The sequence below is a fragment of the Pseudomonas sp. HMWF021 genome (assembly GCF_003061005.1).
GTDB lineage: Bacteria > Pseudomonadota > Gammaproteobacteria > Pseudomonadales > Pseudomonadaceae > Aquipseudomonas.
The window spans coordinates 15364-27161 of sequence record NZ_QAIK01000127.1 but is presented as its reverse complement, the minus strand read 5'-3'; the positions used below and the strand labels follow the sequence as shown (position 1 = coordinate 27161).

14 protein-coding genes and 1 pseudogene are annotated in these 11798 nt (G+C 62.1%); 8 read left to right on the top strand and 7 right to left on the bottom strand.

Features of this window, described 5'->3' with window-relative positions; translation table 11 throughout:
- The coding region (locus tag DBR18_RS17675) for an HAD-IA family hydrolase (RefSeq protein ID WP_108591275.1) at positions 1-547 on the bottom strand (547 nt) is incomplete at its 3' end.
- A 78-nt stretch (positions 548-625) separates the two neighbouring features.
- Entirely contained in the window at positions 626-1039 is a 414-nt protein-coding gene (locus DBR18_RS17670) for a response regulator (protein WP_108591274.1), read from the bottom strand.
- A 199-nt stretch (positions 1040-1238) separates the two neighbouring features.
- Between DBR18_RS17670 and DBR18_RS17665 the strand changes: the two genes are divergently transcribed.
- Positions 1239-2180: a class I SAM-dependent methyltransferase gene (locus tag DBR18_RS17665; RefSeq protein ID WP_108591273.1), complete on the top strand. Its 942-nt coding sequence runs from the start codon at positions 1239-1241 to the stop codon at positions 2178-2180.
- Between the two features lie 131 nt (positions 2181-2311).
- Here the strand turns inward: DBR18_RS17665 and DBR18_RS17660 are convergent, their stop codons facing one another.
- Complete coding sequence (locus DBR18_RS17660) at positions 2312-3091, bottom strand: LuxR C-terminal-related transcriptional regulator (protein ID WP_108591272.1); 780 nt, start codon at positions 3089-3091, stop codon at positions 2312-2314.
- Positions 3092-3202: 111 nt separating this feature from the next.
- Here DBR18_RS17660 and DBR18_RS17655 point away from each other — a divergent pair, with 111 nt between their 5' ends.
- Together DBR18_RS17655 and DBR18_RS17650 are read left to right on the top strand one after the other, a co-directional pair.
- Positions 3203-4306, top strand: coding sequence for a polyamine ABC transporter substrate-binding protein (locus DBR18_RS17655; protein WP_108591271.1), 1104 nt, complete (start codon positions 3203-3205; stop codon positions 4304-4306).
- Positions 4307-4479: 173 nt separating this feature from the next.
- Complete coding sequence (locus DBR18_RS17650) at positions 4480-5598, top strand: P1 family peptidase (RefSeq protein ID WP_108591270.1); 1119 nt, start codon at positions 4480-4482, stop codon at positions 5596-5598.
- Positions 5599-5690: 92 nt separating this feature from the next.
- Here DBR18_RS17650 and DBR18_RS17640 read toward each other — a convergent pair whose 3' ends face one another.
- Positions 5691-6278 carry an NAD(P)H-dependent oxidoreductase gene (locus DBR18_RS17640; RefSeq protein ID WP_108591269.1) on the bottom strand — a complete coding sequence of 196 codons (588 nt, stop codon included), beginning with the start codon at positions 6276-6278 and terminating at the stop codon, positions 5691-5693.
- An 86-nt stretch (positions 6279-6364) separates the two neighbouring features.
- Here DBR18_RS17640 and DBR18_RS17635 point away from each other — a divergent pair, with 86 nt between their 5' ends.
- A complete protein-coding gene (locus DBR18_RS17635) occupies positions 6365-7003 on the top strand; it encodes a TetR/AcrR family transcriptional regulator (protein WP_108591268.1) in 639 nt (212 codons plus the stop codon).
- Between the two features lie 192 nt (positions 7004-7195).
- Here the strand turns inward: DBR18_RS17635 and DBR18_RS17630 are convergent, their stop codons facing one another.
- The gene (locus DBR18_RS17630; RefSeq protein ID WP_108591267.1) at positions 7196-7882 is read right to left on the bottom strand and encodes a GNAT family N-acetyltransferase; all 687 of its coding nucleotides are present in this window, start codon (positions 7880-7882) and stop codon (positions 7196-7198) included.
- A gap of 257 nt (positions 7883-8139) precedes the next feature.
- On the opposite strand from DBR18_RS17630, the gene DBR18_RS17625 reads away from it, so the two are divergent.
- Together DBR18_RS17625 and DBR18_RS17620 are read left to right on the top strand one after the other, a co-directional pair.
- Positions 8140-8463: a YXWGXW repeat-containing protein gene (locus DBR18_RS17625; RefSeq protein WP_007965936.1), complete on the top strand. Its 324-nt coding sequence runs from the start codon at positions 8140-8142 to the stop codon at positions 8461-8463.
- 41 nt (positions 8464-8504) lie between these two features.
- Positions 8505-8717, top strand: coding sequence for a YXWGXW repeat-containing protein (locus tag DBR18_RS17620; RefSeq protein WP_025109061.1), 213 nt, complete (start codon positions 8505-8507; stop codon positions 8715-8717).
- A 15-nt stretch (positions 8718-8732) separates the two neighbouring features.
- Here DBR18_RS17620 and DBR18_RS17615 read toward each other — a convergent pair whose 3' ends face one another.
- Positions 8733-9293, bottom strand: coding sequence for a YceI family protein (locus DBR18_RS17615; protein WP_108591266.1), 561 nt, complete (start codon positions 9291-9293; stop codon positions 8733-8735).
- A gap of 106 nt (positions 9294-9399) precedes the next feature.
- Positions 9400-10758, bottom strand: coding sequence for an MATE family efflux transporter (locus DBR18_RS17610; RefSeq protein ID WP_108591265.1), 1359 nt, complete (start codon positions 10756-10758; stop codon positions 9400-9402).
- A 125-nt stretch (positions 10759-10883) separates the two neighbouring features.
- Here DBR18_RS17610 and DBR18_RS17605 point away from each other — a divergent pair, with 125 nt between their 5' ends.
- A complete protein-coding gene (locus tag DBR18_RS17605) occupies positions 10884-11453 on the top strand; it encodes a chorismate mutase (RefSeq protein WP_108591264.1) in 570 nt (189 codons plus the stop codon).
- Positions 11454-11463: 10 nt separating this feature from the next.
- Positions 11464-11798, top strand: a pseudogene (locus tag DBR18_RS29390) (hypothetical protein); the annotation flags it as partial.

Sequence of the window (11798 nt, the reverse complement as noted above, 5' to 3'; positions counted from 1 at the left end):
GTGCTGCACCTGCCGCTTCCGCGGCCTGAATGCCGACAGTGGCGTCTTCGAAGATCAGACAGTCGGCAGGCTCGATCCCAAGGCGTTTTGCCGCCAGACGATAACCCGCCGGATCAGGCTTGCCGGCCGTCACATCCTCAGCCGTAATCATCAGCGCAGGCTCGGCAATGCCCGCCGCTGCCATTCGCCGCAACGCCAGATCCCGTGGTGCCGAGGTCACCATGGCCCAGCGTTCGGCAGGCAGGCTGGCGAGAAACGCCGCCGCCCCGGGAATCTGCACGATCCCTTCCACGTCGTCGATTTCCGCCTGCGCAATGAACGCCGCTTGCGCCTCGGCGTCCACCCCCGGCAGGTTCAGACGACGGATGGTATCAATGGCGCGGGCGCCGTGGATGGTCGGCAGGAAACTTTCAACATCAACCCCGTGGCGCTCGGCCCACGCGGCCCAGACCCGCTCGGCAGCGGCGATGGAGTTGAGGACGGTGCCGTCCATGTCGAACAGGAACGCGCCAAACGCGCGGTCGAAGAGGTTATCGTGAGCAGACAAAAGGTCGCATCCTTTGACAGAACCGGGCGGATTGGCCGGGCAATGTAGCATTTTTGCCCGGCGATTCGCCCCGGCGCTTCAATGCAGACGTGGCGCCTTGGACTTGAACGCGCTGTCGACACAATCAAGCAGCTGGCCGATGGCCCACGGCTTTTTGATGAACGCGACCGGATGCTTGACCCCGGAAGTCTCCGGGGTTTCATAACCGGACATGACCATCACCGGTTTGTCCGGCCAGCGCTCGCCGACCAGGTTGGCCAGCCCTGCCCCGTTGATTTCACCGGGCATGGTGATGTCGGTCAGCAACAACGCCACTTCCGGCGCATGCTTTTCCAGATACAGTTTGGCTGCATCCGCACTGGTTTGCGGCTCGACCTTGAAACCTTCCTCCTGAAGAATTTCGCAGAGAAACTCCAGAATCAACGGGTCGTCCTCAACCACCAGAATCAACCCGCCAGGAAGGTGCGCGCTCGGCGTCGGTGTTGGACTCATGAACTGGCACTCCCTGAATTGCATTAACGATTTAGCGGCTTGTTTCCGCTGCTTATCTGGTATGAGCAGCGCGCCCTGCATAAATTCATTTTTGATACAGGTCTTTTCTTAACAGCCGTCAATCGCCTTGGCTGACGTGCGTTCGCCAGGCAGGTTTTGTGGTTAAAATGCCGGCCCTTTTGCTTGCCGACCGTGACTGATGAACCCTGAAGCCCTCGCCACCCTCCGCGCCCATCTGCTGCCCGCGCTCGCCGCGGCACCGAGCGAAACCCGTCGCCTGTTCCATGGCCGCGGGCGTTGCTGGCCGGGGCTGGAACAGTTGACGGTGGACTGGCTGCAAGGCGTGGTACTGGTCTCGCTGTTCAAGGAGCCGGCACCGGAACAGCTCGAAGCGCTCAAGCAGTTGCTGCTCGACATCAGCCGCTCGGCCGAATGGCAGCAGTCCGGCGCTCACACGTTGCTGGTGCAACATCGTTACCTGCCGCAGAGCACCGCCGAATGGCTGCTGGGGGATGAAATCGACGAGCTGAGCATCGTTGAAGGCGGCTTGCAGTACCGAGTCGACCTGGGCCGCAAACAGAACGCCGGGCTGTTTCTCGACATGCGTTACGGGCGCAACTGGGTGCGTGAACAAGCGGCGGGCAAACGGGTGCTGAACCTGTTCGCTTACACCTGCGGGTTTTCCGTGGCGGCGATCGAAGGCGGTGCCAGCCATGTGGTCAACCTCGACATGTCCCGCGCGGCCCTGAGCCGTGGTCGCGACAATCACCGCTTGAACGGGCATGACCTGAGCAAGGTGAGTTTTCTCGGCCACGACCTGTTCAAATCCTGGGGCAAGGTGATCAACAGCGGCCCGTACGACCTGGTGATCATCGACCCGCCGTCGTTCCAGAAAGGCAGTTTTCTGCTGACCAAGGACTACCGGCGCGTGCTGCGCCGCCTGCCGGAACTGCTCACGCCGCAAGGCACGGTGCTGGCGTGCATGAATGATCCGTCGTTTGGTTCGTACTTTCTGATTGATGGCGTGACACAAGAGGCGCCGACTTTGCGCTTTGAGCAGCGGCTGGAGAATCCGCCGGAGTTTGCGGATATTGATCCTGAGAGCGGCCTGAAGGCGTTGGTGTTCAAACGCACAGATTGACCTGACATCCCACCAACACCGCTGATCCTGTGGGAGCTGGCTTGCCAGCGATGGCGGTGTTTCAGGTCACGAGGATGTCAGCTGTGCCGCCCTCATCGCTGGCAAGCCAGCTCCCACAGGTGTTTGGTGGATCAGGAGGCGGGTGGGCGCAACACCAGCGCAAACAACTCGCCATGCCCGTTCACATTGAGCTTGTGATAGAGATTGCGCCGATGGACCTTCACCGTTTCCGGCGAAATAGCCATCTGCTGGGCAATGGCCTTGCTCGAAAAGCCCTGCAGGATCAGGCGCGCGGTGTCGACTTCACGGGCGGTGAGGCGCGCATCGAAGCGGTCAAGCAACGTCGCCAGATCCCCCGCCACCGGTTCGACGCCCGCCCCTTGCGGCGGCAGCAACTGCACATGACGGCGCATCGCCGCCAGCACCCAGTCGCGCACACACAACAGGCGCCCCTGCTCGGCCAGATCGAAAGCCGACGCGCGCCCGAGTGACAAACCCAGTACGCCGCCCTCGACGTTGATCATGAACTGCAACTCGTCCTCGCCCACCACCGAACGAAAGTAGCTCTGGTAATACTCGCTGTGCAGAAACTGGTCCGGCGCCACCGAGGCCAGACTGTGCAGGCCATCGGCAATGCCGGTCGAGGCGGTTTGATAAAACGGATCGAGCAGGTACATGCCGGCGCTGTAGCTGGCCAGTTCCTCCTGCTCATCGGCGTGGCCTTTGCTGTCGAAGTCGATCAGCAATCGCGGTGCCTGCCCCGCTTTCATCAGTGCCACCAGCGCGTTGTCCAGCGGCACCAGCAGCCGCAGCGTGTCCACCAGCGCGCGCCAGAAAGCGTCCTGCCCGACGGCGGCGAACACCCGCGCCAGACTCTGATGCACCGGCAACTCCTGCAACAACGCGTCCACGCTCTACCCCTTTTGAGTAACCCATGATGGGAATGGGTCAGGCGCGCCCGCCCCGATAGGCTGAGCACTCCTGTCAATTACCGGCCTGCCGCAGGCCAGGAGTGCCGCATCATGCGTTGTCGTCGTGGCTATATCAACCTGGGCATCAGCCTGAGCCTGCTCGCCTTTCTCGACGTCGCAGCCGCCGACGCACCCAGCGTGCACGTCTACAACTGGTACGACTACATCGGCCCCACCACCCTGGCCGACTTCAAGCGCGACAGCGGTATTCAGCCGGTTTACGACACTTTCGACAGCGCCGAGGTGCTCGAAGGCAAACTGCTGACCAGCCGCAGCGGTTACGACGTGGTGGTGGCGAGCAACTACAGCCTGCCGACGCTGATCAAGGCCGGCGCCCTCGCCCCGCTGCCCCGCGATCAATTGCCGGGGTGGAAGAATCTGGACAACGACCTGCTGAGCAAACTGGCCCACAACGACCCTGGCAATCAATACGCCGTGCCGTATCTGTGGGGCACCAACGGCATCGGCTACAACGTCGACAAGGTGCGCGCCGCGCTCGGCGACAAGGCGCCGGTGGATTCCTGGGATCTGCTGTTCAAGGAAGAGAACCTCGCCAAGCTGGGCCAGTGCGGGGTAGCGATGCTCGATTCGCCATCGGAAATGCTCCCGGTAGCCCTGCACTATCTGGGACTGCCGCCCAACAGCACCAACCCCGAGGACTATCAGAAAGCCGAAGCGCTGCTGCTCAAGCTGCGCCCGCACATCGCCTACTTCAACTCGTCGAAATTCATCAGCGACCTGTCCAACGGCAACATCTGCGTGGCGGTGGGCTGGTCCGGGGCGATGCTCGAAGCCAGGACCAACGCCGAGCAGGCGCACAACGGCGTGAAGATCGCCTACAGCCTGCCCAAGGAAGGCGCGCCGGTGTGGTTCGACACATTGGTGCTGCTCAAGGACGCGCCGAATCGAGCTCAAGGGCTGGCGTTCATCGACTACCTGCTGCGCCCGGAAGTGATCGCGCCGATCAGTGATCACCTGACCTATCCCAACGGCAACCGCGCCGCGACCCCGCTGGTGGCCGAGGCCACGCGCAATAACCCGGCGGTTTACCCGTCCGCTGCGGCGATGGCGACCCTGTACACCCTTGAACCACTGCCCAAAGCCATCGAGCGGGTGCGCACGCGGGTGTGGAGCAAGGTCAAGAACGGCCAGTAATCCCACCTGCAAACCACACAAAACCTGTGGGAGCGTGGCTTGCCCGCGATGACGGTGTGTCAGGCGACACAGGCATTGGCTGGACGGACGCCTTCGCGGGCAAGCCACGCTCCCACAGGGATTTGTATTGAACCCGTTTGATTCATTTCTGCCTTTTTAAAGAGAGACAAACCATGAACCTCCGTGCCCGTGACCTCAACATCCGCATCGGCCAATTGCAACCCGGCCCGCTCAACGCCATCACCGACGTTCCCGGCGTGCGCGTCGGCCACAGCAACGTGCGTGGACGCAGCGCGGAGGCGCGCGATATCTGCACCGGCGTGACCGTGATCGAACCGCGCCGTGGCTCGACCAACCAGCAACCGTGTTTCGCCGGGGTGCATGTGCTCAACGGCAATGGCGACGCCACCGGCCTTGAGTGGATTCGTGAAGCCGGGCTGCTGACCAGTCCCATCGCGTTCACCAACACCCACAGCCTCGGCGTCGTGCGCGATGCGTTGATTGCGCTGGATCGCCAGCAGCAACCGGACGACGGGCGCCTCTACTGGAACATGCCGGTGGTGCTGGAAACCTTCGATGGCTTGCTTAACGACATCAACGGTTTTCACGTGAAGCCCGAGCATGTGGCCGAGGCGCTGCATGGCGCGCATGACGGCGCCGTTGAGGAAGGTGCAGTGGGTGGTGGCAGCGGCATGATCTGTCATGAATTCAAGGGCGGGATCGGCACGGCGTCACGCCGTTTGAACAGTGCACAGGGCGGCTGGACGGTGGGTGCGATTGTCCAGGCCAACCACGGCATTCGCAGCGAGTTGCGGGTCGATGGCTATCCGGTGGGCCGCTACATGGAACAGGTGGATTCGCCGTTCCTGCGTGCTGCGCTGCCGCATCCGGGCATGGGTTCGATCGTGGTCTGCCTGGCGACCGACGCACCGCTGTTGCCGCATCAATGCACGCGTCTGGCGCAACGCGCCAGTCTCGGCCTGGCGCGCAGCGGCGGCGGTAATGAAGACCACAGCGGCGACATCTTCATCGCCTTCGCCACCGGCAACGAGCACATCCCGCCCGCCGCCTACGAAGGCAAAGGCGCGCCGACTTGCGACGGCTTGCGCATGGTCAACAACGACCACATCAGCGAGCTGTTCCTCGCCGCCACCGAAGCGGTGGAAGAAGCGATCATCAACGCCTTGCTCGCCAGCGAGAGCGCCGAGGGCAATGGGCATGCAGTGCCGGGGCTGGATTCGGAAACGCTGCTCGCCGCCCTCGCCAGGGCTGGCTGGCCCGGCGCCCGCTGACCTGTAGGAGCTGCGGCACGCTGCGATCTTTTGATTGCTAAAAACAAGATCAAAAGATCGCAGCCTTCGGCAGCTCCTACAGCGGGTGCGAGTCAGGTGAACATCTGGGCGCCGAGGTGCCGTGCCGTCTGCAGATGTTCCTGCGGGTCACGCACTTCCGATTCCACCATCAGCGTCGAACTGACCACCGTCGCCCCGCTGTAATCGAAAATCCCGTGTTCGATCTGCGCCTTCATCGCCGGGCCATAACCGTGGCGTTCGTAGGCGCGTTCATCGGCCCCTGCAAGGCCGACCAGATGCACGCGCAGGCGCTGCAGCTTCTTCACATGCTTGAGGTCGCCAGCGAAATCAAACGCCCAGCCATTGCTGAACACTCGATCGATCCAGCCCTTGAGCAGCGCCGGCATCGACCACCAGTACACCGGGAATACCAGCACCAGCGCGTCGGCTCGATCGATCCTGGCCTGTTCCGCCAGCACGTCGGCGGGTGGTTGCGCTTCACGGTGATGCACGGCGAAATCCGCCGCGCCGAACACCGGCTGAAAACCCTCTGCGTACAGATCGGCGATCTCATAGGTGTTGGCCGAATCAGCCCGAGTCAGGCCTTCGGCGATCTGCGTGGCCACGCTGTGGGTCAGCGAACGCGGCTCGTGATGCGCCACAACAATCAATGCATGCATGGGAATTCTCCTGTAAGTTTGCGCTGACCAAGGGCTATGTACTCTTGGTAAGTTACGAACAGTAAGTTACGTTTGGTATATTAACGATGTCAACCACTGAAATGACCGACGCCGATTCCCCTGCCCAACCGCGCCGTCGTCTGTCGCGCGAAGATCGCAATCGCCAGTTGCTGGATGTCGCCTGGCAGATCATTCGCGCCGAGGGCACCGATGCGCTGACTTTGGGTTATCTGGCGGAGAAGGCCGGGGTGACCAAACCGGTGGTCTACGACCACTTCACCACGCGCTCGGGGCTGCTTGCGGCGCTGTACCGGGATTTCGATACGCGCCAGACCGCAGTGATGGACGCGGCCATCGATAATTGCCCACCGACGCTGATTGATACCGCGACGGTGATCGCCACGGCGTATGTCGATTGCGTGCTGTTGCAGGGCAACGAGATTCCGGGGGTGATTGCAGCGTTGGGCAGTACGCCGGAGCTGGAGAAGATCAAGCGCGATTACGAAGTGATCTTCCTCGAAAAGTGTCGCAGCGTGCTGCAACCGTTGGCGGCTGGCGGGGAAATCACTCAGGCCGCACTGCGCGCCATGTTGGGGGCCGCCGAAGCATTGTCCAATGCCGCTGCCAGCAGTGAAATCAGCGCCAAGCAAGCAAAGGACGAATTGTTCGCCACCATCATCGCCATGGGGGAACGGGCCGCCGCCCGTGCGACTAGCGGTACTTGAGTCGGCCCCTGCGCGTTCCCATGATGAAGGTACGCGGTCGCTTCACTCCTGAGCGGCGGCGTAGGGAACGGGTGTTCTGAACCCCAAATCAAGCCCGTTCCTTGTTTCATGCGCAGCTTGAGCCTCGTGGGCTCTACTTCTCCCCATCAAAGAGCCTTGAGGCTCTTTTTTTGTCTGTTTTTTGCGCCGGGCTCAGTGCAGCGTCAGGCGCTGACGGACAAACTCTTCTACGTGACGGGTCGTTTGATCCAGATGCCGGTCGCGCTGTTTCTCGGCATCGAGCATGGCGCGCTTGCCGTTTTTCTGCAGCAGGTAGGTGTGGATCTGCTGCACTTCCAGCGAGCGGTAGATCGGCGTGGTGTCGATGAACCCGCGCAGGCCGTTGCTGCGGTAATGCCGGGTGCTCATCAGCACCTGGGTTTCGCGCGCGCCGATCACCTCGAACCCCAGCGCATCGAAGTACGGCACCTTGCCGACGCTGCAGGTCAGTTCGGCATGCGGATAACGACTGATCATCTCGCCGATCATCGCCCGCGCCACACCTTGGCGTCGATGGCCTTCGCGCACGGCCATGTAGGCGACGCTACAGGCCTCCCAATCGCCTTGCACCGGCAGGTACAAAAGGAAACCGGTGACCTGCTCCGGGTCGTCTTCGGCCGTCGCCACCAGCAATTCCACCTCGGTGCCCTTCTCGCCGTTCAGCGCTTCCAGATACAGATGCACCTCATAACCGACCGCGTACTGATAGACGTTGTACAACAGATTGCTCGGGCCGAGACCGACCGCGCTGATGTCGGTCAGGTAGTCGACCACCAGTTGCAGAATCTGGCTGTTGACGCTTTCGGGGCATGGGGATTTGTAGTGGGTGATGCGTGGCATGACGGGTGAACTCCGGCGGAAAACCGCGACATCATACCCCGTCCCGCCACTCGCTTTATGTAGCAGCTGCCGCAGGCTGCGATCTTTTGATTTTTTTAAAAGCAAGATCAAAAGATCGCAGCCTTCGGCAGCTCCTACAGGGAGGGTGGTGGCTGAGCTGAAGAAAATTTCATCTGCTGCACAGCGGATCTTTTGCCGATTTGGCGTCCAATTCTTCAACTGCGTTCTCTTTTTTACGCAGGCCTTGAGGAGTTGTCATGAGCGTGTTGCGTTCATTGTTCAAATGGCGGAAAACCCTGCTGCTGGTGCCGATGACACTGGCGGCGCTGGCCAGTGCGCCGGTGTTTGCCCAGCAGGTGGTGATCGTCCAGCAAGCCCCGCCGCCGATGCGCATGGAAGTGATGCCCGGGCCGCGTCCCGGTTATGTCTGGGATCAGGGGCACTGGCGCTGGGAAGGACGCGGTTACGTGTGGATGCCGGGGCACTGGCAACCGGTGCGTCACGGCGCGCATTGGCGGCCCGGCCACTGGCAGGCACGCGGGCCGAACTGGTTCTGGGTTGAAGGGCGCTGGGTGCGCTGATTGGCCGGATCCCTGCACATCTCATCTATCAGGAACAGCTCATGTCCAGAACCGTTAAAGCCTTGCTCGCCGCCTCGCTGGTGGCTATCACTCTGTCCGGGTGCGTCGTCGCCCCCGCCCGGCCGCACCGGCCACCGCCACCGGTGGAAGTGGTGCCGGTGATGCCCGCGCCGGGCTATCACTGGGTCGCCGGGCATTACCGCTGGGGCGGCAACGAATGGCGCTGGGTGCCGGGGCACTGGCGCGCCTACTGACCGCAACGGCTGGCGTCACTGCTGTGGCGCCACCACCTTGAACTTGATCGCGATGTCGTTGGACACCACAGTATCCGCCCACTCCCCCGCACCGAGTCCGAACTGGTCACGCTTGAGGACCAGTTCGCCGTCGAAAATGCCGATCGAGCTGTCCGGTTTCAGCTCGACCGGCACCTGCACTTCGCGGGTGATGCCTTTTAGGGTCAGACGCCCGGTGATCAGATAGTGATCGTCCGTCACCCGCCTGAAACGGCTGGATTCAAATACCGCCTCGGGGTAGCGCTGAGTATCGAACCACGCCGGCTTCACCAGCTCGGTGTTGGCGTCCTCGCTGCCGGCGTCGATGCTGTTGAGGTCGATGTGCAACGTGGTGTGGGCGCTGGCGAGGTTGTCACTGTCGAACTGCAGCGTCGCCTCGAACCTGCCGAACGTGCCGTACATCCGCGAGCCCATCTGGTTGTAGGTGAAACTGATCTGGCTGGCGGTGGTGTTGACGCGATTGTATTCAACGGCCTGCGCGTCACTCATGACGCACAGGCAGGCGAACAGTGCCGCAGCGGTGAATCGGCAATGCATGGGATTCTCCGGACAGGGCAAACCTTCAAGGCCTCGTTTGACTTAAGCAAACAACCTGCGGTTGCGCCACGTCATCTGTCCGTCGAACTCACGGCACCCGGTCCGTTCAGACCAGGCGCTCGATCTTCTGATGCTGCCAGACCAGTTTGTAATACAGGGTCTGCAACACCAGCATGCCCAGATAGGCCACCGGAAACGCCATCCACACCCCTTGCAAACCGTACTGCCCGTCCAGCCAGTAGGCCGCTGGCAACTGCACGCCGACCACGCAGACAATCGCGATCGCCACCGGCACCAGCACCGTGCCGCTGGCGCGCATGATGCCGCCGATGATTGCCTGGAAGCCGAACACCAGCAGGCTCCACAACATGATGTGCAGCAAGTGTTCGGCCATGGCCCGGGTCGAGTCTTCGGTCAGGAACAACCCCAGCAGCCAGTGCGACAACAGATAGCCGAGCACAATCAGGCCACCGGTGAGGCACACGTTGATCAGCAGCCCGGTGCGCAGGATCGGCCCCATGCGTTCCAGACGTCCGGCGCCGATGGCCTGAGCGCCGAGGATCGACGCGGTGATCGCAATCGACAACGCCGGGAACTGCACGTAGTTGACGATCTGCGTCACCGCGCCATAGGCCGCTGTCGCCTGCGAACCGTGCTGGTTGACCAGCGTCAGAATCACCAGCTCAGACAACGACAGCACGATCATCTGCACCCCGGTCGGCAGGCCGATGCGCAGCACCTTGCCCAGAATCGCCCCGTCCAGCCGCAGTGCGCCGAAGAACTCGCGGTCCGGTGCCAGCGGGTGTCCCTTGCGAATCAGACTCCACGCCAGCCACGCCATCGCCGTCAGCGTACCGGCCAGACCGGCGAACGCTGCACTCTGAATCCCCAGTTGCGGCAGGCCCAGCCACCCGCGAATGAACGCCGGGGTGAGCGCCAGCCCGACGACGGTCGACAACAACAGCGCCAGCATAGGCGACAGCGTGTCGCTCACCCCGCGCAACAACTGAGTGAACAGCACGTACACCAGCACAAAAGGCAAGGTCCACATCATCACTCGGGCATACGCCACCGCGTCGTCCAGCACATCCGCCGGGGTCCCCAGCCCCTGCAAGGCCTGACGGGCAAACACACTGCCCAGCACCGCCGCCAGCAAACCGATCAACACGCCCAGCAACAAGGTTGCCCCGGCGATTGCCTTGACCATGTGCGCCTCGCGTGCGCCCCACGCCTGCCCGATCAACACCCCGGCACCGGCGCCCAACCCGATTACCAGTGCGATGAAGAAAAAGATGATGGGAAACATCCCCGATACCGCCGCCAGCGCCTGCGTACCGAGCATCTGCCCGATGTAGATGCTGTTGACCGTGCCCGACATCGATTGCAGAAAATTGGACAACACCATCGGTGCGAGGAACAGCAGGTAGGTTTGCCAGAGGGGTTTGCTGGTGGCGGGGGTTTGCATTGAGGGTCCGTCTCGGGGTGGGAGATGCGGTGGATATTACGCTAGATGAGCGGGTTAAAGTCGGTCGACATCGAGTCGGCTCAAGGCTTAAATGGCGGCACACTCATTCTGGATCGCGCCCTGCCATGCCCCTCCTGCGAAATGCTCTGACCTGCTCTTTGCTGGCCCTTGTCAGCCACATTGCCACTGCCGCCGAGGCCCCTGCTCCCGTCCAATCGTTGCGCCCATTGCTGACAACCCTGAACGAACGCCTGAACATCGGCGACCTCGTGGCCCTGACCAAATGGGACAGCGGCAAGCCGATTCAGGACAGCCCCCGCGAGGCCCAGGTCATTGCCAGTGCCCGCACGCTGGCCGGCGAACACAAGCTCGATCCCGAGGACGTGGCCCAGTTGATCGCAGCACAAATGGAAGCCAACAAACTGGTGCAATACGGTTTGCTGGCGCAATGGCAAGCGGCAGGCCATGCACCGGACACACCGCGACCGGATCTGGCGAAACAGATTCGTCCGCAACTGGACGAGCTGCAAAACCGCCTGCTGCGTCAGTACGCCGATGTCGCGCCGTATCGCCGCGACCCGAATTGTCCGGTCTGGCTGGCGAAGGCACGCCAGGGTCTGACCCACGACGCCCTGCACGATCTGGCCCTGACCCGCGCCACCGGGGAGCTATGCATTCGGGCGGCGGGCGTCTGAATCGAGGGTTATGGCACCCATCGCTGGCGTCGATAGTCACCATCACGTCAATGAAGTTCTCATAAAAAATCCGCGGCGTAACATCGGCTCCAGACCAACCCACTACACCCCGGAGCACACGATCATGAAACGCCAAACCATCCTCGGCATCGCTTTTTCGGTACTCGCAGTTAACGCTTTTGCAGCAGCCCCTGTTCACCCAATGGTCGCTGAAGGCGGCTCGGACAAGTTGATTGAAAGCCGTCTGGCTGAAGGTGGTTCGGACCGTTTGCTGGAACGTCGTGTTGCTGAAGGTGGCGCGGATCGACTGATCGAGCGTCGTGTTGCCGAAGGTGGTTCGGATCG

Excerpts from the sequence above, each read along its gene's own strand:
- DBR18_RS17670 (WP_108591274.1), bottom strand. The coding sequence starts at position 1,039 with ATGAGTCCAACACCGACGCCGAGCGCGCACCTTCCTGGCGGGTTGATT.
- DBR18_RS17665 (WP_108591273.1), top strand. The coding sequence starts at position 1,239 with ATGAACCCTGAAGCCCTCGCCACCCTCCGCGCCCATCTGCTGCCCGCG.
- DBR18_RS17655 (WP_108591271.1), top strand. The coding sequence starts at position 3,203 with ATGCGTTGTCGTCGTGGCTATATCAACCTGGGCATCAGCCTGAGCCTG.
- DBR18_RS17650 (WP_108591270.1), top strand. The coding sequence starts at position 4,480 with ATGAACCTCCGTGCCCGTGACCTCAACATCCGCATCGGCCAATTGCAA.
- DBR18_RS17640 (WP_108591269.1), bottom strand. The coding sequence starts at position 6,278 with ATGCATGCATTGATTGTTGTGGCGCATCACGAGCCGCGTTCGCTGACC.
- DBR18_RS17635 (WP_108591268.1), top strand. The coding sequence starts at position 6,365 with ATGTCAACCACTGAAATGACCGACGCCGATTCCCCTGCCCAACCGCGC.
- DBR18_RS17630 (WP_108591267.1), bottom strand. The coding sequence starts at position 7,882 with ATGCCACGCATCACCCACTACAAATCCCCATGCCCCGAAAGCGTCAAC.
- DBR18_RS17625 (WP_007965936.1), top strand. The coding sequence starts at position 8,140 with ATGAGCGTGTTGCGTTCATTGTTCAAATGGCGGAAAACCCTGCTGCTG.
- DBR18_RS17620 (WP_025109061.1), top strand. The coding sequence starts at position 8,505 with ATGTCCAGAACCGTTAAAGCCTTGCTCGCCGCCTCGCTGGTGGCTATC.
- DBR18_RS17615 (WP_108591266.1), bottom strand. The coding sequence starts at position 9,293 with ATGCATTGCCGATTCACCGCTGCGGCACTGTTCGCCTGCCTGTGCGTC.
- DBR18_RS17610 (WP_108591265.1), bottom strand. The coding sequence starts at position 10,758 with ATGCAAACCCCCGCCACCAGCAAACCCCTCTGGCAAACCTACCTGCTG.
- DBR18_RS17605 (WP_108591264.1), top strand. The coding sequence starts at position 10,884 with ATGCCCCTCCTGCGAAATGCTCTGACCTGCTCTTTGCTGGCCCTTGTC.